Annotated in this window: 19 protein-coding genes; 4 read left to right on the top strand and 15 right to left on the bottom strand. The window is 72.2% G+C overall.

Annotation, left to right across the window (positions count from 1 at the left end; translation table 11 throughout):
* Positions 1 to 196 precede the first annotated feature (196 nt).
* The 3 genes from AB0L89_RS25120 to AB0L89_RS25110 form a co-directional block, all read right to left on the bottom strand.
* Complete coding sequence (locus AB0L89_RS25120) at positions 197 to 1273, bottom strand: glycoside hydrolase family 6 protein (RefSeq protein ID WP_365144850.1); 1077 nt, start codon at positions 1271 to 1273, stop codon at positions 197 to 199.
* A 117-nt stretch (positions 1274 to 1390) separates the two neighbouring features.
* The gene (locus tag AB0L89_RS25115; RefSeq protein ID WP_365144847.1) at positions 1391 to 2143 is read right to left on the bottom strand and encodes an aspartate/glutamate racemase family protein; all 753 of its coding nucleotides are present in this window, start codon (positions 2141 to 2143) and stop codon (positions 1391 to 1393) included.
* A gap of 5 nt (positions 2144 to 2148) precedes the next feature.
* Positions 2149 to 3609 carry an NCS1 family nucleobase:cation symporter-1 gene (locus AB0L89_RS25110; protein WP_365144844.1) on the bottom strand — a complete coding sequence of 487 codons (1461 nt, stop codon included), beginning with the start codon at positions 3607 to 3609 and terminating at the stop codon, positions 2149 to 2151.
* A gap of 164 nt (positions 3610 to 3773) precedes the next feature.
* Here AB0L89_RS25110 and AB0L89_RS25105 point away from each other — a divergent pair, with 164 nt between their 5' ends.
* The gene (locus AB0L89_RS25105; RefSeq protein WP_365144841.1) at positions 3774 to 4439 is read left to right on the top strand and encodes a GntR family transcriptional regulator; all 666 of its coding nucleotides are present in this window, start codon (positions 3774 to 3776) and stop codon (positions 4437 to 4439) included.
* A gap of 69 nt (positions 4440 to 4508) precedes the next feature.
* On the opposite strand, the gene AB0L89_RS25100 is transcribed toward AB0L89_RS25105, so the two are convergent.
* The 4 genes from AB0L89_RS25100 to AB0L89_RS25085 are packed head-to-tail and all read right to left on the bottom strand — an operon-like array spanning position 4509 to position 9431.
* A complete protein-coding gene (locus tag AB0L89_RS25100) occupies positions 4509 to 5708 on the bottom strand; it encodes an MFS transporter (RefSeq protein ID WP_365144838.1) in 1200 nt (399 codons plus the stop codon).
* Between the two features lie 39 nt (positions 5709 to 5747).
* Positions 5748 to 6464 (bottom strand): uracil-DNA glycosylase, encoded by a 717-nt coding sequence (locus AB0L89_RS25095; RefSeq protein WP_365144835.1) that lies wholly within the window; start codon positions 6462 to 6464, stop codon positions 5748 to 5750.
* Between the two features lie 40 nt (positions 6465 to 6504).
* On the bottom strand, positions 6505 to 8040 hold the full coding sequence (locus AB0L89_RS25090; RefSeq protein WP_365144832.1) for a YfcC family protein: 1536 nt from the start codon (positions 8038 to 8040) through the stop codon (positions 6505 to 6507).
* On the bottom strand, positions 8037 to 9431 hold the full coding sequence (locus tag AB0L89_RS25085; protein ID WP_365144829.1) for a M20/M25/M40 family metallo-hydrolase: 1395 nt from the start codon (positions 9429 to 9431) through the stop codon (positions 8037 to 8039). Before AB0L89_RS25085 ends, AB0L89_RS25090 begins: the two co-directional genes overlap by 4 nt.
* Before the next feature lie 145 nt (positions 9432 to 9576).
* On the opposite strand from AB0L89_RS25085, the gene AB0L89_RS25080 reads away from it, so the two are divergent.
* Entirely contained in the window at positions 9577 to 10005 is a 429-nt protein-coding gene (locus AB0L89_RS25080) for an RNA-binding S4 domain-containing protein (protein ID WP_365144826.1), read from the top strand.
* 7 nt (positions 10006 to 10012) lie between these two features.
* On the opposite strand, the gene AB0L89_RS25075 is transcribed toward AB0L89_RS25080, so the two are convergent.
* From AB0L89_RS25075 to AB0L89_RS25065, 3 genes are all read right to left on the bottom strand, one after another.
* Positions 10013 to 10474, bottom strand: coding sequence for a DoxX family protein (locus AB0L89_RS25075; RefSeq protein ID WP_365144823.1), 462 nt, complete (start codon positions 10472 to 10474; stop codon positions 10013 to 10015).
* A 111-nt stretch (positions 10475 to 10585) separates the two neighbouring features.
* Positions 10586 to 11290 carry a methyltransferase domain-containing protein gene (locus AB0L89_RS25070; protein WP_365144820.1) on the bottom strand — a complete coding sequence of 235 codons (705 nt, stop codon included), beginning with the start codon at positions 11288 to 11290 and terminating at the stop codon, positions 10586 to 10588.
* A gap of 48 nt (positions 11291 to 11338) precedes the next feature.
* Positions 11339 to 12238, bottom strand: coding sequence for an acyltransferase domain-containing protein (locus tag AB0L89_RS25065; protein ID WP_365145209.1), 900 nt, complete (start codon positions 12236 to 12238; stop codon positions 11339 to 11341).
* Positions 12239 to 12366: 128 nt separating this feature from the next.
* Here AB0L89_RS25065 and AB0L89_RS25060 point away from each other — a divergent pair, with 128 nt between their 5' ends.
* Entirely contained in the window at positions 12367 to 12627 is a 261-nt protein-coding gene (locus AB0L89_RS25060; protein WP_365145206.1) for a DUF6343 family protein, read from the top strand.
* A gap of 48 nt (positions 12628 to 12675) precedes the next feature.
* Here the strand turns inward: AB0L89_RS25060 and AB0L89_RS25055 are convergent, their stop codons facing one another.
* The 4 genes from AB0L89_RS25055 to AB0L89_RS25040 all read right to left on the bottom strand — a co-directional run bounded on the left by AB0L89_RS25055 (position 12676) and on the right by AB0L89_RS25040 (position 15111).
* Positions 12676 to 13053 (bottom strand): tetratricopeptide repeat protein, encoded by a 378-nt coding sequence (locus AB0L89_RS25055; RefSeq protein ID WP_365144817.1) that lies wholly within the window; start codon positions 13051 to 13053, stop codon positions 12676 to 12678.
* 100 nt (positions 13054 to 13153) lie between these two features.
* A complete protein-coding gene (locus tag AB0L89_RS25050) occupies positions 13154 to 13537 on the bottom strand; it encodes a DUF3592 domain-containing protein (protein WP_365144814.1) in 384 nt (127 codons plus the stop codon).
* Between the two features lie 12 nt (positions 13538 to 13549).
* Complete coding sequence (gene coaE / locus AB0L89_RS25045; RefSeq protein WP_365144811.1) at positions 13550 to 14149, bottom strand: dephospho-CoA kinase; 600 nt, start codon at positions 14147 to 14149, stop codon at positions 13550 to 13552.
* A 23-nt stretch (positions 14150 to 14172) separates the two neighbouring features.
* On the bottom strand, positions 14173 to 15111 hold the full coding sequence (locus AB0L89_RS25040) for a PAC2 family protein (RefSeq protein ID WP_365144808.1): 939 nt from the start codon (positions 15109 to 15111) through the stop codon (positions 14173 to 14175).
* A gap of 235 nt (positions 15112 to 15346) precedes the next feature.
* Here AB0L89_RS25040 and AB0L89_RS25035 point away from each other — a divergent pair, with 235 nt between their 5' ends.
* Positions 15347 to 16306, top strand: coding sequence for a sheath polysaccharide-degrading enzyme (locus AB0L89_RS25035; protein WP_365144805.1), 960 nt, complete (start codon positions 15347 to 15349; stop codon positions 16304 to 16306).
* Positions 16307 to 16466: 160 nt separating this feature from the next.
* On the opposite strand, the gene rpsA is transcribed toward AB0L89_RS25035, so the two are convergent.
* On the bottom strand, positions 16467 to 17972 hold the full coding sequence (gene rpsA, locus AB0L89_RS25030) for a 30S ribosomal protein S1 (RefSeq protein ID WP_365144802.1): 1506 nt from the start codon (positions 17970 to 17972) through the stop codon (positions 16467 to 16469).
* Positions 17973 to 18133: the final 161 nt, after the last annotated feature.

The raw sequence follows: 18133 nt of genomic DNA, 5'->3' as shown, positions 1-18133 counted from the left end.
GGGTGCCGGTCCTCGGGCCGCGGCCCCCTGGACGCCGGGGGCGCTCCGGCGCCGCGGCCCCCGTGATCCAATCCGGGCGCCGTCCGCGCACGCAATGCGCTGTCCCGACCACGGTCGCGGGCCGTCCTCGGCAGAAGGTCCAAGGCGCGCCGCTGACCTGGGCGGGGACCGGCGGGCCTGGACCGGATCCGGCGGGCTAGGACCGGGCCCGCCGGGCGAGGCCGAGCGCGTACTCGGGCCACCACTGCCCCGCGCGCGGCCCGCCCCGGCACGTCCCGTCGGACTCGCCGGGCCGCTTGACCCACAGGTAGGCGTCGAGCGAGGGGTCGCCGGTGCGGGTGGTGGGCGGGGTGCCGAGGGCGCGGCCCGGCGGATTGCACCAGGCCTCGGTGCCCCGGTAGGGGCCGTTGCCGTTGCGGCTGCTGTCGACGACGAAGTGCTTGCCGCCCACGTGCCCGGCGAGCCGGTGGCCGTAGTCGGAACTCACCTTGTTCGTCAGGTAGTTGGAGACGTTCAGCGCGAAGCCGTCGGCGTGGGCGAGGCCGGCGCGGCGCAGCGGTCCGGCCAGGCGCCGCGGGTCGGGGATCCAGCTGGCGTTCCCCGCGTCGAGGTAGACCTTGGTGCGGGGGTGGCGCTTGATGCGCTGGACGGCGTAGGAGAGCAGGGCGTACCGCTCGGCGGCGTCGGCGCGCGGGCAGCCCGCCACCATGTGCGCGACGGCGTCCGGTTCGACGATCACGTACGCGCCCCGGGTGCCGAGTCCGGCGGCGAACCCGTCGATCCACTGGCGGTAGTGGGCGGCGTCGCGGGCGCCGCCCGAGGAGTAGGCGCCGCAGTCGCGGTGCGGGATGAAGTAGGCGACGAGGACCGCGGTGCGCCGCGCCCGCGCCGCCGCGTCGACGAGGGCGCGCACCCGGGCGCCGGGTCCGTTGTCGTTCAGCCAGACGGCCTGGGGGCGGCCCGCGATGCGGTCGACGAGCCGGGCGTCGGCGGTGCGGCCCTCGCGCCGCCACTGGGCGGCCTGCCGGACCGCCGCGCTGTGCGGGTCGACCCAGAGGGCGGGGCCGGGCGCCCCTTCGGCGAGGGCTCCTTCGGCCGGGGCCTGCGCGGCGCGTGCGCCCGAGGTCGCGCCGGACGCCTCCCCGCAGCCCGTCGCCGCGCCCAGCAGGAGGGCGGCGGCGAGCAGGCCCCGGGACAGCGGCCGGGAGACGGCGCGGGAGAGGCGGCGACGGGAGAAGGGGTGACAGAGGCGGCGGGAGGACGGGTGCGGCACCGGGTGGCTCCAGTTGGTCGGCGCCGGTCGGGCCCGGCGCGCTGTCCGGAGTCTGCGGTGGGCCCGCCCCGGCGGCGGCCCGTCCCCCGCCGGGGCGCGGGCAGTTCACCCGGAATATCACTCCGACGGCGGTGGCCCCGCGTGCCCGGCTCCCCAAGTGCGCCTCTTCGGCAGGGGTTTGGCGTACCCGCCGACGCGGCTCGTGGTCAGGCCGAGCCCGACGAGCGACTCCGCGAGCCGCACGGCGGCGCCGACCCCGTCGACGACCGGCATGCCGAGCTTGTCGCCGACGGTCCGCTGCAGTCCTGTCATCCCGGCGCAGCCGAGGACGAGGACCTCGGCCCCGGCGTCCCTGGCCCGTTCGGCGGCGGCGAGGAAGGCGCGGGTGGTCCGCTCGTCGCCCGCCGGGTCCCCGAGGTCGAGGACGCCGAGGCCGGTGCCCACCACGGCGGCGCAGTTCCGGGCGACGCCCGCCGCGTGCAGGCTGTCCTCTATCTGGCCGCGGGCGCGGTCGAGGGTGGTGACGACGCCGTACCGCCGCCCGAGCAGACAGGCCAGATGGGCGGCGGCCTCGGTGATGTCGACGACGGGCACGTCCAGGAGTTCCCTGGCGCCCTCGCGGCCGTGCTCGCCGAACCCGGCCATGACCACGGCGTCGTACGGCTCGCCCGACGCGGCGTGGGCGCGCAGGGTGTCGAGGACGGCGGCGGCCGAGAGGTAGCTGTCGAGCCAGCCCTCGGCGGACTCGACGCCCCAGGCGGGGGTGAGTCCGGTGACCGTGGTGCCCGGGGAGGCCGCCGCGCGGGCGCCCCGCACGATCTCCTCGGTCATCGCCCGTGTCGTGTTGCAGTTGGTGACGACGATGCGCACGGCCCTCAGCCCTCCGCCCCGGCGACGGCGTCGGCCGCGGCCCGCTCGGAGCGGCACAGCGCCGCGTACAGGAGCGCGGCCGTCGCCGTGCCGATGAACCAGGAGTAGGGCGCGACGTGGTCGAAGGAGGGCACCAGCGCGCAGACGGCCGCGACGCCCGCCGTCGGCACGAACGCCGCGAGGGCCTTCGGGTTGACGCCGTTCCTGTAGTAGTACGCCGATCCCGGCTCGGCCTTGAAGAGCGCCTCCTCGTCGATCCGGCCGCGCTTCACCCAGTAGTAGTCGACCGCGATGATGCCGAACAGCGGTCCGAGGAAGGCGCCGAGGCCGCCGAGGAAGTAGTTCACGACGGTCGGGTTGGAGTACAGGTTCCACGGCGTGACGAGCAGCGCGGCGACCGTGGAGATGATCCCGCCGATCTTGAAGGTGATCTTCTGCGGCCAGACGTTGGCCAGGTCGTAGGCGGGCGAGACGAAGTTGGCGACGATGTTCACGCCCATCGTGGCGACGGCGAAGGTGAGCGCGCCGAAGACCAGCACCCAGGTGTTGCCGATCTCGGCGACGAGTTCGGCGGGGTCGGTGATGGCCTTGCCGAAGACCTCCAGGCTGCCCGCCGTGACGACCACCGAGAGGATCACGAAGGCGGTCGAGTTGATGGGCAGGCCCCAGAAGTTGCCGCGCTTGACGGTGCGGTAGTCGGGGGCGAAGCGGGAGAAGTCGCAGAAGTTGAGCATGAGGGTGCCGTAGGTGGCGATGATCAGGCCGATCGCGCCGAACCACTGCCGTACCTGCTCGCCGGTGGAGACGGGGTGGGGCGTGCTGGTGAGCGAGATGGTCCAGCCGGCCTTCCACAGGATCCAGACGGCGAGGGCGATCATCACGATCCAGATGGCGGGCCCGCAGAAGTCCTGGAACTTGCGTACGGACTCCATGCCCCGGGTCATGATCAGCCCCTGCACGAGCCACAGGGCGACGAACGAGCACCAGCCGAGGGCGTGCAGGCCCAGGAAGGAGTGCTCGGTCCACGACGCGAGGCCCGGGAAGGCGGCGATCAGCATGACGTTGACCGCGATGGAGGCGAGATAGGTCTGGATGCCGTACCACATGATGGCGATAACGGCCCGGATGAGGGCGGGGACGTTGGCGCCCCAGACGCCGAAGCTGATGCGGCTGACGACGGGGAAGGGCACGCCGTGGCGCTGGCCGACGCGGCCCATCATGTTCATCCCGACGTAGATGATCACGAAGCCGACGAGGAGCGAGGTGAAGATCTGCCACACGTTGAGGCCGAGCACCAACAGCCCCGCGGCGAAGGTGTAGTTGCCGAGGTTGTGGACGTCGGACATCCACAGGGCGAAGAGGTCGAAGACCTTCCACTTGCGTTCCGTGGTGGGGGCGAGGTCCTCGTTGGTGAGGCGGGGGTCGGGGGTGAAGGCGGGGGCTTGGGCGCGTTGGGCGAGGGACACGGGGCCTCCTGGCAGGGGGACGGAGGTGCGGTGGCGCGCGCTTTGGTATACCAAGATTTGGTATACCAAAGGTGTGGTCATGCTCCCGCTCCCGGGGGCGCCCGGCAATGTCCGCGCGGTTACGAATCGGTAAATCGATGCGGGGTTCGGCGATGATGGATGCCATGACGACCGTGGAGCAGCCGCTGGGCGCCGTACGCGAACGCGTGCTCGCCGAGCTGCGGCAGGAGATCATCGCCGGGCGCCTGGGACCGGGCGACCGGCTGGTCGAGCGCGAACTCGCCGACCGCTTCGGGGTGTCCAGGGTCCCGGTGCGCGAGGCCATCCGCGCCCTGGTCGCCGAGGGCTTCGTCACCTTCGAGACCCCGCGCAGGACCGTGGTGCGCCGTCTGACCCGCACGGATGTGACCGAACTCTTCGAGCTGCGCGAGGCGTTGGAGGTCTACGCCGCGGGGCGCGCGGCGGAGCGGGCCACGCCGGAGGGACTCGCGGAGCTGAAGTCCCTCCTGGACCAGGCGGCGAGGGCGACGCGCACGGCGGACGCCGAGGCCATCACGGACATCAACACCCGCTTCCACGACCGCATCCTGGCGATGGCGGGCAACTCCCTGCTGACGTCGGTGATGGAGCCGGTCGACGGCCGCCTGCGCTGGATGACCCGGCGCAACGAGGAGTGGGCCCACCTGCTGTCCGAGCACCGGGAGTTGTACGAGGCGGTGGCCTCCGGCGACGCGGAGCGGGCCCGGTCGCACGCGCTGGCGCACGTGCGCACCAACCACGAGTCGACGGTGCGGCACCTGTTCGGCGACGAGGCGGAGCCGGGGCGCTGAGAAGCGGAGGCGGGGCGGGGGCGCCGAGAAGCGGAGGCGGGCGGGGCCGTCGAGGACGGCTGCCCGGCCTCACGCCGCCTTCGCGTCCCGCATCCGCCCGTACGCGTACACGCACCCCGCGAGCGCCAGGTCCGACAGGAGCATGAAGCCGATCGAGTACGAGTCCTTCGCGCTGTAGATCGCGCCCATGACCAGCGGCGGCACGAATCCGCCGAGGCCGCCCACCGCGCCCACGATGCCCGTGACCGAGCCGACCCGCGGCTGCGGGGTCACCTGCGAGACGAGCGCGAAGACGCTGCCGCTCGCGGTGCCCAGCCCCGCCGCCATGGCCAGGAAGCAGATCGTGCCCATCGGGTTCAGCGCCGGGTCGAAGGCCTGCACGACGGCGAAGAGGGCGACCACGGCGAGCGCGCAGGAGGTCACCGTCGCCGGGTGGATCCGGTCGGAGAGCCAGCCGCCGACCGGCCGGAAGACGACGGTGACGAGCGCGAACCCGGCCGCCCTGGTCCCCGCGTCGGTGGGCGAGAGGTCGTACCAGGTCTTCAGGTACGTCGGCAGGTACACCCCGAACGCGACGATCCCGCCGAAGCCGATCGCGTACAGCGCCGACAGCTCCCAGGTGACCCGCAGCCGCCCGGCCTGCCCGAGCCGTGTGGTGAGCGGGCTGGTGGGCACGGGGCGGTCCGGGCGGTCGGTGATGAGCACCGCGGCGAGCAGCGCGAAGGCGGCCAGCGCGACGGCCACGACGAGGAAGGGCAGGTTGTCGCCGTGCTCGGCGATGCGCGGCGTGAAGTAGCCGGAGAGCGCCACACCGCCCATGCCCATCCCGAAGACACCGAGCGCGAAGCCCCTGCGGGCGGGCGGGAACCAGGAGTTGACCAGCGGGATGCCGATGGCGAACGTCGTCCCGCCGAGCCCCAGCAGGAACCCCACCCCGAGCATCGCGCCGAAGCTGTCCCTGGCCGGAATGATCAGCAGCACCGGGACGATGGTGAGCGCCGCGACCAGCGGGAACATCCGCCGGGCGCCGTAGCGGTCGGTGAGCGCGCCGACCGGCACCCGGCCCAGCGAGCCGACGATCACGGGGACGGCGACCAGGAGCGACTGCTCGAAGGAGCTGAGCCCCAGCCGGTCCTTGAAGTCGCTGCCGAGCGGCGCCACCAGGTCCCAGGCCCAGAACGTGAGCGTGAAGCCGACGGTCGCCACGGCCAGGTTGCGGTAGGCGGCGGCGGAGGGCTTGGCCGCAGAAGTCGCGTCGGTCTCGTCCACGCTTTCCACGCTAGGAATCGCCGGGCGCCCTGGCCCACCCTATTGAGCCGTCCGGCGTAGACCCGCGGCGTCCGCGGCCGAGCCGAGCACGTCCCGCAGCATCGCGGGGGTGAGCCGTCCGGTGAACGTGTTGCGCTGGCTGACGTGGAAGCAGCCGAAGAGCTCCAGCGGCGCGAGGCCCGCGCCGCCCGCCAGGGTCACCCGGGCCCCGTGCCCGAAGGCGGGCCGGGGCCGCGGCACCGTCCACCCCGCCGCCGCGAGGGCGGGCAGCGCGGCCTGCCAGCCGAAGGCCCCCAGCACCACCACGGACCGCAGGTGCGGGGCGAGCAGCCGCAGCTCGTCCACCAGCCAGGGGCGGCAGGTGTCGCGCTCGCGCGGGGTCGGCTTGTTGGCGGGCGGCGCGCAGCGCACGGGCGAGGTGACGCGGGTGCCGTACAGGGTCAGGCCGTCGTCGGCGCTCTCGGCGGTGGGGCGCGAGGCCAGGCCGACGTCGTACAGGGCGCGGTAGAGCACGTCGCCCGAGCGGTCGCCGGTGAACATCCGCCCGGTGCGGTTGGCGCCGTGCGCGGCGGGCGCGAGGCCGACGATCAGGAGCGCGGCGTCGTGCGGCCCGAAGCCGGGCACGGGCCGCCCCCAGTACTCCTGGTCGGCGAAGGCCGCGCGTCTGGTGCGCGCGACCTCCTCGCGCCACTCCACGAGGCGGGGGCAGGCCCGGCACGCGACGAGCCGCGCGTCGAGCTCGTCCAGACCGTCCATGCCCTCCACCGTACGTACGCCGCACCGCCCGCCGCACCCCTCAGGTCAGCGCCGCCCCCAGCGCCACGAACACGCAGATCAGCACCGCCAGGACGACGAGCAGCGGCCACACGAACCGCAGGTACTTGTCGTAGCCCACCTTGGCGAGCGCCACCCCGCCGATGGTGACCGCGGTCGTCGGCACCCACAGGTTCATCCAGCCGCTGGCCGACTGCCAGGCGGTGACGACGACCGCGCGCGGGACGCCGGCGAAGTCGGCGAGCGGCGCGAGGATCGGCATGGCGAGCGTGGCGTGGCCCGAGGTGGAGGGGATCAGGAAGGCGAGCGGCAGGTTCACGAGGAAGACGATGACCGCGAAGAGCCCCGAGGAGGTCCCCTTGACCACGCCCTCGATGGAGTGCAGCACGGTGTCCGTGATCTTCGAGTTGTTCATGATGGTCGTGACGCCGCGGGCCAGCAGGATGACCAGCGCGGGCGAGACGAAGTCGGCCGCGCCCTGGATGATCGTCGAGCTGAGCTTCTGCTCGCCCATCCGCGCGACGAGCCCCACCAGCACGGCCGCGCACAGGAACAGGGCCGCCAGCTGCGGGAAGGACCAGCCGAGCTCGAATCCGTACGGTCGCGCGTCCGCCTTGCCCGTGAGCGCGCTCGACCAGGGCACCACCGAGAAGATCATGAAGGTGAAGACGAGCGCGGTCACGACGAGCACGGCCTTGTGCAGAGCGGTCAGCTCCGGCACCTCGACCGCGTCGGCGGCGGACTGCTCCCGGTCCCCCGGCAGGAACCCGGACAGGGAGCGCCCCGGATCCCTGCGTACGCGCCTGGCGTACCGGATGACGTACGCGACGGTGACCCCCGTCAGCACGCACCACATGGCGAAGCGCAGCACGATGCCGTCGCCCAGCGAGATGTCGGCGGCGGACGAGGCGACGCCCGTCGCGAAGGGGTTCACGGTCGAGCAGAGGACGCCGACGCCCGCGCCGAGGATGATCGCGCCGACGGCGGTCATGCGGTCGTAGCCGAGGGCGAGCATGAGCGGCACGATCAGCCCGTAGAAGCCGAGGGTCTCCTCCGCGAAGCCCTCCACGGTCCCGAGGACGGAGAAGACGACCATGACACCGGCGATGAGCAGCGCGCCGCGCTCGCGCAGCCGGTGGGCGAGCCGTCCGATGCCCCGGTCGAGCGCCCCGGTCGCGAAGACGACGGTGATGAAGGCACCGATGGCGAGCACGAACAGGAAGACACCGGCACTGCCGTACAGCGCGCCGACGTTGTCGGGCGCGACCAGCGAGGTCTTCTCGTCCTGGATGCCGTACAGGCCGTTGACGGGCGACAGGAAGAGGTCGTTGAGCCGGTCGACGAAGGACTGCCCGGAGTCGACGCGGTGGTAGGTGCCCTGGACGGGCGCGCCGGAGTCGTTGCGGTCGTACTGCCCGGAGGGGATGAGGAAGGCGAGCAGCCACACCGCGACGGTGACGATCGCGAGAACGGTCAGCGCGCTGGGAAAGGTGAACTTCCGCTTGCCGGTGGGCTCTTCGGCCGGGTCGCCGCCCACGGAGGTCTCGCTCGCACTCACGCGACGCCACCGTCCGACCGCTCGGACCCCTGCGCCTGCGCGTCCCGGAAGCCGGCGGCGTACTCGCGCACGAAGGCGCACAGGGCGACGACCGTGTTGCGCAGCTCGGAGAAGAGGACGCGCTCGTTCGGGGCATGGAGATTGCACATGCCGTCCTGCGCGCCGAAGAGCAGCACCTCGGCGCCGGGCGCGGCCTTCGCGAGCCCGTTGACCAGCGGAATGGAACCCCCGGTTGCCACGTACGAGGCCTCCTTCCCCCAGCCCTCCCGCAGCGCGGTGAGCGCGGCGCGGTAGGCGGGCCCGCCGGTGGCGGCCTCGTAGCCGGGCCCGGTGTCGCCGGGCGTGACGGTGAGCGCGACACCGAAGGGCTTGAGCGACCGCAGGTGCTCCACGAGCCGCGCCTGTGCCTCGCGCGGATCCTGCAGGGGATGGAAGCGGAGGTTCAGTTTGGCGCGGGCGTACGGCACGACGGCCGACGCGGCATGTTCCACGCTCGGCGCGTCGAGCCCGATGACGGTGAGCGCGGGACCGCTCCACAACCGCTCCCCGAGCCCTCCGCTGCCCACGAGAGGCACCCCGTCCCGCACCCCCGCCAGGGACCGGAACTCCTCCTCCGTGTACCCGGCGCCCGCCCACTCCTCGCGCCGCAGCCCCTCCACCGCGACGTCGCCGTGCACGTCGTGCAGCGTGGCGAGCGCCTTGACCAGGACGAGCAGCGCGTCGGGGGCCGCGCCGCCGAACTCCCCGCTGTGGCGCGGCTCGTCGAGGGTGCGGACCTCGACCGTCACCTCGCAGGCGCCGCGCAGACCGGTGGTGAGGGTGGGGGTGCCGGGGCGCAGGTTGCCGAGATCGGCGATGACCATGGCGTCGCAGGCGAACCGCTCGGGGTCGGTGGGCGGGTAGTCGTCGAAGGCGCTGCCGTACTCCTCCTGCCCCTCGATGACGATCTTGACGCCGACCGGCGGCCGGCCCTCGTAGGCCCGCAGCATCCCGAGGTGCGCGATGACGTTGGACTTGTCGTCCGCGATGCCCCGGGCGCGCAGCCCGCCCTCGACGGGCGTCGGTTCGAAGGGCGGCGACTTCCACAGCGACGCGTCGCCGGGCGGCTGTACGTCGTAGTGCCCGTACAGCAGCACGGTCGGCGCGTCGGGCGAAGGGGGCGGGATCTCGCCGTAGATCACCGGCGCGGTGTCGGGCAGGTCGAGGCGCTCCACCCTCGCCACCCCGGCGTCCCGCAGCAGCCCGGCCAGCAGGTCGTGGGCCTCCTCCACCGGCCCGGCGGGGAACCCGGGGAACGCGATCGAGGGGATCGCGGCGAGACGTTCGAGGTCGACGCGCAGCCGGTCCATCAGACCGTCGACGGTGGCTTCGAGGGCTTCGTGAGAGTTCATGGGAGCTTCCCGGGAGTCGTCCATGTGCCACGTCAGGTCCGTTCTGTGGCGATAGGGACGGATTATCGACGGCCGGGGTCAGCGGATTCCGGACGGCTCGCCGGGAGGCGGGGATGCCGCACCGAAGCCGGACTAAGGTCGGGGCATGGCTTCGGAGACTTCAGGCGACGGCACGGGCGGCGGCCCCAGGGGCGGCGGCGAGGGCGGCTCGGTGCGCGTCGACAGCTGGATCTGGTCGGTCCGCCTGGTCAAGACCCGCTCGGCCGGCGCGGCCGCCTGCAAGGGCGGCCATGTGCGGGTCAACGGCGAGCGCGTCAAGCCGGCGTACGGCGTGCACGTCGGCGACGAGGTACGCGTACGGAGCGCGGGCGGCCACGAGCGGATCGTCGTCGTCAAGCAGTTGATCCGCAAGCGCGTGGGCGCCCCGGTGGCCGTCACCTGCTACGTCGACAACACCCCGCCTCCCCCGCCCCGCGAGACGTTCGCCCCCGCGGGCATCCGCGACCGCGGCGCGGGCCGCCCCACCAAACGCGACCGCCGGGAGATGGACCGTCTCCGCCCTCCGGGCGGCTGAGGCGAACTCACCGCCGCAGCAGGCCGATCAGGCGCACGGTCTCCTCGCGGCGCGCCCAGGCGATCCAGGCCAGGGGCACGACGAGGATCAGCGGCGTGGCGGCGTTCTCCCCGCCCATCGCGGTGACGGTCACGACGAACGCGCCGGTCATCAGCCCGATGAACGCCGTCGCGGCGACCGAGGAGAGCAGCGGGACCAACAGCGCGATACCGCCGAGCAGTTCCAGCGCCCCGATGGTGTACATGCCGGGAGCGCCCCACCCGAGCTTGTCGAAGGACTCGACGGCGGTGGGGTGCGCGATCAGCTTGGGCACCCCGCTCGCGACACCGAAGAACACCCCGAGCAGCACCTGCAGGGAACGCAGCGCCATGCGGGCCGCACGGCGCCGCGGGGCGGTGCGGGTGGTGGAGGAGGCCGCCGCGACGGGGGTGGCGGAAGTGGCGGTGGCGGGAGTGGCGGTGGTGGACATCTGAGGTCTCCTCAAAAGCGTGGTGCCGTGCTGTCATGGAGGTAGACGGGTCACCAACGCGGAACTCATCGGCCCCGGGACGGGGAATCCCTCGGGGCCGCGAGGGATCCCTCAGCCCCTCGGCACCGCCCTCACCCACACGCCGTCCTCCGTCAGGTACGTGTCGACCTTCAGGTCGGCCTCGGCCAAGGCGTCCTCGAACTGTTCCGGGGTGAGGGGGCGGGCGAGGAAGGTCTGGGTCCAGACGGCGTCCGGGAACACGTACTCCGCGCGGACCTGGTTCACGCCGTCGCCCACCGGCTCCGCGGAGACGATGCGGACCGTGTAGCCGCCGGGGTCGACCCGTTCGCGGGGCAGGTCCGTGTGGTAGTCCGCGCCCTCGCGCTGGATCAGTACGCAGCCGTCGTCGGTGACATGGCTGCGGCAGGCCCGCAGCATGCCGCGCCGGACCGCAGGATCGCCGTTGTGCACGAGGAACGACGCGAGCATCACCACGGGGAACTTCTCGTCCAGGTCGAGCTTCTCGATGGGGCTCCGCACCGCGCGGACCCCGCCGTCGAGCGCGGCGACCTTCTCCAGCATCTCGGCGGACTCGTCGACGGCCGTCACCCTGAAGCCCCGCTCCAGGAGGGGGCGGGTCACGCGTCCCGCGCCGCTGCCCAGCTCCAGGATGTGCGCGCCGGCCGGCACGGCGCCCGCGACGACGTCGGGCTCGTCCCCCACCGAAAGGCGCGTGTACAGATCGACGGCGCAGCCGTCCGGTGTGATGGCCCCGGGCCCCGTTCCCTCGTATCCCGCCCGCTTCTCCACAGTCATGCCCGGCCAACGACGTGTGCCCCGGCCACGTTCCGCGGGTCCCGTCGGCTACAGCGGGAACCAGCCATGCCCGCCGTACCAGTGGCCGCCCGCCCGCAGATGGTCGCCGACGGCCCTCTCCACCCTTGTGCGTCGCGGGAGTTCGGCCACGGGAAGGGCGTGGTCGCCGAAGACGAAGGAGACCGGGGTGGTGTCGTCGGCCTCGCGCGCGTATCCGTCCGCCGGGACGAATCGGTCCTGGAAGCGGACGATGTTGGAGTCGGCGGGCAGATACTCCTTCAGCTGCGGGTCGAGCAGCCAGGAGTGGCAGACGGCTGTCCGGTATCGCTCCTCGGGGTAGTGGCGGGCGAAGAACTCCTGTGCGAGGGCGAGGGATCGGTCGCAGGACTCGGGGGTCAGCGGGCCCCTGAAGTCGGTGATGTGGAGGTTCAGGCAGGGGTCGCCGGGGGCCGCGTGGCCTGCGGCGGCCGTCGCGCCGCCCATGCGCCCGCCGAGCACGGCCCGTTGGAACTGCAGCCGTCCCAGCTGGTAGAGCTCGCCGCGGAAGTGCAGGGCGGGCCAGCCGGGCGCGACGAGGCCGCCGGTGCCGCGCGCCCTGCGGTGCACCGCGAGATGGCGGCCGAGGTCGGCGAGGGTGCGGCGCGAGACGTCGTCGGGGATGCCGCGCTCGCGGTGACGGGCGCGGGCGTGGTCCAGCGCCGCCACGTACACGAAGACGGGGAAGTACCGCCCGAGCTCCCCCGTCTCCTCGGGCAGCACGGGGACGTGGCCGCCGCTGCCGACCGTGCCCGGGTCGCGGACCAGCGCGTCGACGCACCGGTCGAGCAGCCACCGCGCCTGCGGGTCGGCCCAGAGGCGGTCGCGGAGCGCCACCAGGTCGTTGATGTCCTCGTGCGGCACGGCGAGGTCGAGCAGGACGTCGGGCAGTTCGTCGGGGCCGGGCAGCACCGCCGGGGCGGACGGCTCCCCGGCGGCCTCCAGGGCCGTCAGCCAGGAGCCGAGCCCGTCGTCGGCCTTGAGCGCTTCCAGCACGTTCCCACCCTCTTTATCCTGAAAGGAGGAGATGACCTCGCATGATGCGCACAGGCAGTGAGCCGACGACCGCGCGCAGTCCCCTGCGGATGCGCCTCTGGTTCAGCGTATGGGGGCTGGCCTGGGCGGTCTTCGGCACCGTCGCCTTCGTCCTCACCGGGCGGACGGAGTGGGCGGTGGCGTGCGGCGTCCTGGTCCTGGTGGTCGCCGGGGACCTGGGCTGGGTCGTGCACCGCATCCGCCAGGGACCGCACTACCAGCCCGGCCGGGACGTCCCGCCGTACGAGCCACCGGACGCCCCCTGAGACCCGGCCCCGGGTCGGTCGGCCGACGGGGCTCCCGGGCCGGCCCCCTCAGCCGGCCTGGTCCGTGTCGTCGAAGCGCGCCGCGGCCACGTACTCCGGCTGCGGATCGAGCGCGGCGGCCAGGCGGAAGTGGCGGCGCGCCTGCTCGTTCCGCGAGCCGCGCTCATAGGTGCGGGCGAGGGCGAAGTGCGCGAACGCGTTGTCCGGCTCGCGCTCCAGGACGATGCTGAACTCCAGCTCGGCGGCGCGCAGTTGCGCGGCGGCGAAGAAGGCGCGGGCGCGCAGCAGCCGCGCCGCGGTGTTCTCGGGGTGGGCGGCGATGACCGTGTCGAGCAGCTTCACCGCACCGCGCGGATCCCGCGCGGCAAGGAGTTGCTCGGCCGCGCGGAAATCGATGACATGGGTCTCCGGGGTGATGTCGGGCACGCCGGACTCCTTCCCTCGCTCGCCCGTGTCAACGCCCGCCGCGGCCCCGTGTATTCCGCCCGCCCCACGCGCGCGGGCGGATGCGCGGGACGGGGCGCGCTCAGCCGGCCACGGCCACAAGCACGAGCCCCAGCAGGACGAGTGCCGCGCCCGCGCCGACGAAGGCCCGGTCGAGGCCGGTGCGCTCGCCGCCGACGAGCACGGTCTCGCGCGGGTCGTCGGTGTCGTACGCGATGCCGACCAGGTCGCCGGGGGCGAGCGGTCTGCGCGGGGTGGGCGGCACGGGCGAGACCACCTCGACGACGCGTCCGTCGGCCGTCTCGAACTGGAGGGTGGGCCGCTCCGCGCCGGGCGGCGGGGCCTTCACCAGGGCTTGTGCGAGCGCTCCGGCGGCGGTGATGCGCCGGGTCTGCCACAGGCCGTACGCGCCGGCGAGCGCCGCGACCAGACCGCCCAGAGCCGTGACCACCGCCAGTACGACCACCGCTGCCCCTCCCTAGGCGCGCGCCTTTCGCGCGAGCTCGGCCCACACCTCGTCGACCCGCTGCCGCAGCCCGTCCAGCGGGCCGTCGTTGGCGATCACGATGTCCGCGATCTCCAGGCGCTTCTCGCGGGTGGCCTGGGCGGCCATCCGCGCGCGGGCGTCCTCCTCGCTCATGCCGCGCAGCCGCACCAGTCGGTCGAGCTGGGTCTCGGGGCTCGCGTCGACGACGACCACGACGTCGTACAGCGGCGCGAGGCCGTTCTCCGTGAGGAGCGGCACGTCGTGGACGACCACCGCGTCGTCCGGGGCGGACCGCTCCAGCTCGGCGGAGCGGGCGCCGACGAGCGGGTGCACGATCGCGTTCAGGACGGCCAGTCTGTCGGCGTCGGCGAAGACGACGGAGCCCAGCTTCGGCCGGTCGAGCGAGCCGTCCGGGGCGAGGATCTCCCGCCCGAAGGCCTCAACGACCGCCGCCAGTCCGTCGGTTCCCGGTGCCACCACCTCCCGCGCGATCCTGTCCGCGTCGATCAGGACGGCGCCGGACGCGACGAGCAGCCGCGACACCTCGCTCTTGCCGGCACCGATGCCGCCGGTCAGGCCTACTTTCAGCATGACCGGCAGCTTAGGCCCTGGGATTACGCGTCGCCCTCCCGCTCGGCGAGGAAGCGTTCGAATTCACGGCCGATCTCGTCGGCGGACGGGATGTCCATCGGCTCGGCGAGCATGTTGCCCCGCTCCTGCGAGCCGGCCGCCGCGTCGTACTGGTGCTCAAGGCCCTGGACGAGCGCGACCAACTCCTCGTCGCCCTCCTGGATCTGGCGGTCGATCTCGGTCTGGGTGCGGTGCGCCTCGGTGCGCAGTCCGTGCGCGACGGTGGGCAGCACCAGGCCGGTGGCGGCGGTGATCGCCTCCAGGACCGTGAGGGCCGCGTCCGGGTAGGCGGAGCGCGCGATGTAGTGCGGCACGTGCGCGGCGACGCCGAGCACGTCGTGGCCCGCCTCCACGAGGCGGTACTCCACCAGGGCGGCCGCGCTGCCCGGCACCTGCGCCTCGTCGAAGGGGCTGCGGTGGCCCGGCACCAGGTCGGTGCGGTTGCCGTGCGGCGTGAGGCCCACGGGCCGGGTGTGCGGCACGCCCATCGGGATGCCGTGGAAGTTCACCGAGAGGCGCACGCCGAGCCGCTCCACGATCTGCTGGACCGCGGCCGCGAAGCGCTCCCACTCGATGTCGGGCTCGGGCCCGGAGAGCAGCAGGAAGGGCGCGCCGGTGGCGTCCTGGACGAGGCGGACGTCGAGCGACGGCACCTCGTACCCGGTCCAGCGGTCGCGGCGGAAGGTGAGCAGCGGGCGGCGGGCGCGGTAGTCGACGAGCCGGTCGTGGTCGAATCTCGCCACCACCTGCCCGGGAAGGCTGTCCGTGAGCCGTTCGACGATCTGGTCGCCCGTCTCGCCCGCGTCGATGTAGCCGTCGAAGTGGTAGAGCATTACCAGTCCGGCCGATTCCTGGGCGAGCGCCATGTCGACGACGGCGAGGCCCTTCGGCTCCCATGAGTACAAACCCTGCGGATCAAGCACGGTGACCGCTCCTCCTCGTGTTCGTAGGGAAGAACGCACGCGGCGGCACGCGCATTCCCGGCCGCGCCGTCCCGGTCCGTGTTCGTATGCGTGAACTCCCTTACCTGGTACGTACCTTGACGCGCACATGCCCCGCCTCTACGTTCATCTGTGTTCACGCTCACACCCAGCGTTCAGGTAGAAGAACCGACAGGGAAGAACAAGCCCCGGAAGAACCGACGGGAAGGCCACCCCCATGCGCACCCGACGTACCCTCCTCACCGCCCTGCTCACCGCGACGGCCGCCGTCTCGGGGACGGCCGTCGCAGCGACCGCCGCGCCCGCGCGGACCATCGAGGTCACCACCGCCACCGAACTGAAGGCGGCGCTGACCGACGCCTCCCCCGGCGACACGATCCACCTCGCCGACGGCACGTACTCCGGGAACTTCAAGACCTCCGTGGCGGCGAGCGCCGGCTCCCGCATCACGCTGACCGGCTCCTCGAAGGCGGTGCTCACGGCGGGCGGCGGCTACGGCCTGCATCTGAACGGCGCCGCGTACTGGACGGTCAAGGGCATCACCGTCACCGGCGGCCAGAAGGGCATCATGATCGACTCGGCGCGGGGCGTCGTCGTGGACACCGTCACGGTCCACGGGCTCGACATGGAGGGCGTCCACTTCCGGAAGTCGAGCAGCGACGGCGTCATCAAGAACTCGCGGATCTACGACACCGGGAACGACGACCGGGGCATGGGCGAGGGCGTCTACGTGGGCAGCGCCAACACGCTCTCCGACAAGAGCGACAACGTGACGATCACCGGCAACACCATCGGCCCCGACGTGGGCGGCGAGGCGGTCGACCTCAAGGAGGGCACCACGGGCGGCAGGGTCTCGGGCAACACCTTCGACGGCAAGGGCCTGACCGGCAACAACTACGACGACTCGTGGATCGACGTGAAGGGCAACGACTACGTCATCGAGAACAACACCGGCAAGAACACCACGAACAACGGCTACGAGACCCACACCCAACAGTCCGGCTGGGGCTGCGGCACGGTCTTCCGCGGCAACAGGTCGACCCTGACGGGCGCGACGGGCGACAAACAACTGGCGATCAACGTGACGAACCAGAGCGGCGGTTGCCGGACGACGGTCTACGCGAGCAACACGGTGACGGGCGGCAAGGGCCTGACGAACATAGAGGTGACCCCGTAGAAGCGGGTCCCGAAGGGACGAGCTTCTAGGGGCACGGGGAACTGCGCGCCCAGCCCCCCACGGACCCGCACCCAGAAACAACGACAACGGGCCCGCACCTCCCGGAAGGGAGATGCGGGCCCGCAGCGTTCAGCTACCGCCTAGGAAGAGCGACGCGAGGTCAGCTCTGACCGCCGGCCAGCTTCTCGCGAAGCGCGGCCAGCGCCTCGTCCGAAGCCAGGGCGCCGGAGTTGTCGTCCGACTCCGAGGAGTACGAACCGCCGCCGCCACCGGCCGCGGCCGGAGCCGCACCAGCCGCGTCGCCGCCCTCGGCCGCCGCCTGGGCGTCGGCCTCGCGGGACTTGATGACCTGGGCCTGGTGCTGCTCGAAGCGCGTCTGCGCCTCGGCGTACTGGGTCTCCCAGGCCTCGCGCTGGGTCTCGTAGCCCTCGAGCCAGTCGTTGGTCTCGGGGTCGAAGCCCTCGGGGTAGATGTAGTTGCCCTGGTCGTCGTAGGACGCGGCCATGCCGTACAGGGTCGGGTCGAACTCGACGGCCGACGGGTCGGCGCCGAAGGACTCGTTGGCCTGCTTCAGCGACAGCGAGATCCGGCGACGCTCGAGGTCGATGTCGATGACCTTGACGAAGATCTCGTCGTTGACCTGGACGACCTGCTCCGGGATCTCCACGTGGCGCTCGGCCAGCTCGGAGATGTGGACCAGGCCCTCGATGCCCTCGTCGACGCGCACGAACGCACCGAACGGAACGAGCTTGGTGACCTTACCCGGGACGACCTGACCGATCTGGTGGGTCCGGGCGAACTGCTGCCACGGGTCTTCCTGCGTCGCCTTGAGCGACAGGGAGACGCGCTCGCGGTCCATGTCCACGTCGAGAACCTCGACGGTGACTTCCTGGCCGACCTCGACAACCTCGGAGGGGTGGTCGATGTGCTTCCAGGAAAGCTCGGAGACGTGGACGAGACCGTCGACGCCGCCGAGGTCCACGAACGCACCGAAGTTGACGATCGAGGAGACGACGCCGGAGCGGACCTGGCCCTTCTGCAGGGTCGTGAGGAACGTCTGGCGGACCTCGGACTGGGTCTGCTCGAGCCAGGCGCGGCGGGACAGGACCACGTTGTTGCGGTTCTTGTCCAGCTCGATGATCTTGGCCTCGAGCTCCTTGCCCACGTAGGGCTGAAGGTCGCGGACGCGGCGCATCTCGACCAGGGAGGCCGGGAGGAAGCCACGGAGGCCGATGTCGAGGATGAGACCACCCTTGACGACCTCGATGACGGTACCGGTGACGATCCCGTCCTCTTCCTTGATCTTCTCGATGGTGCCCCAGGCACGCTCGTACTGGGCGCGCTTCTTCGAGAGGATCAGGCGGCCTTCCTTGTCCTCCTTCTGGAGAACCAGGGCCTCGATCTCGTCACCAACCGCGACGACCTCGTTCGGGTCGACGTCGTGCTTGATGGAGAGCTCTCGGCTCGGGATGACGCCTTCGGTCTTGTAACCGATGTCGAGCAGGACCTCGTCCCGGTCGACCTTCACGATGACGCCGTCGACGATGTCGCCGTCGTTGAAGTACTTGATCGTCTCGTCGATCGCGGCGAGGAAGGCTTCCTCGTTACCGATGTCGTTGACCGCTACCTGCGGAGTGGTGGCGGTGGTCTCGGTGCTGCTCGTCATGTGGGAAAGGGCTCCGGTACGGACATTGAAGTCGTAGGTACTGCAACGCCGGAGCCGATTTCGCTCTGTAGAAGCCGGACAGCCTTGGAAGCGCGACTTCCGGGTAAGCGGAAGGCGCCTCGACAACCGAGGGGACATACAACAGACGCGAGCGCAGCCTG

The organism is Streptomyces sp. NPDC052114, assembly GCF_040680155.1.
Taxonomy (GTDB): domain Bacteria; phylum Actinomycetota; class Actinomycetes; order Streptomycetales; family Streptomycetaceae; genus Streptomyces.
The sequence above is the reverse complement of the archived record's forward strand: the minus strand, read 5'-3'. Positions and strand labels throughout refer to the sequence as shown.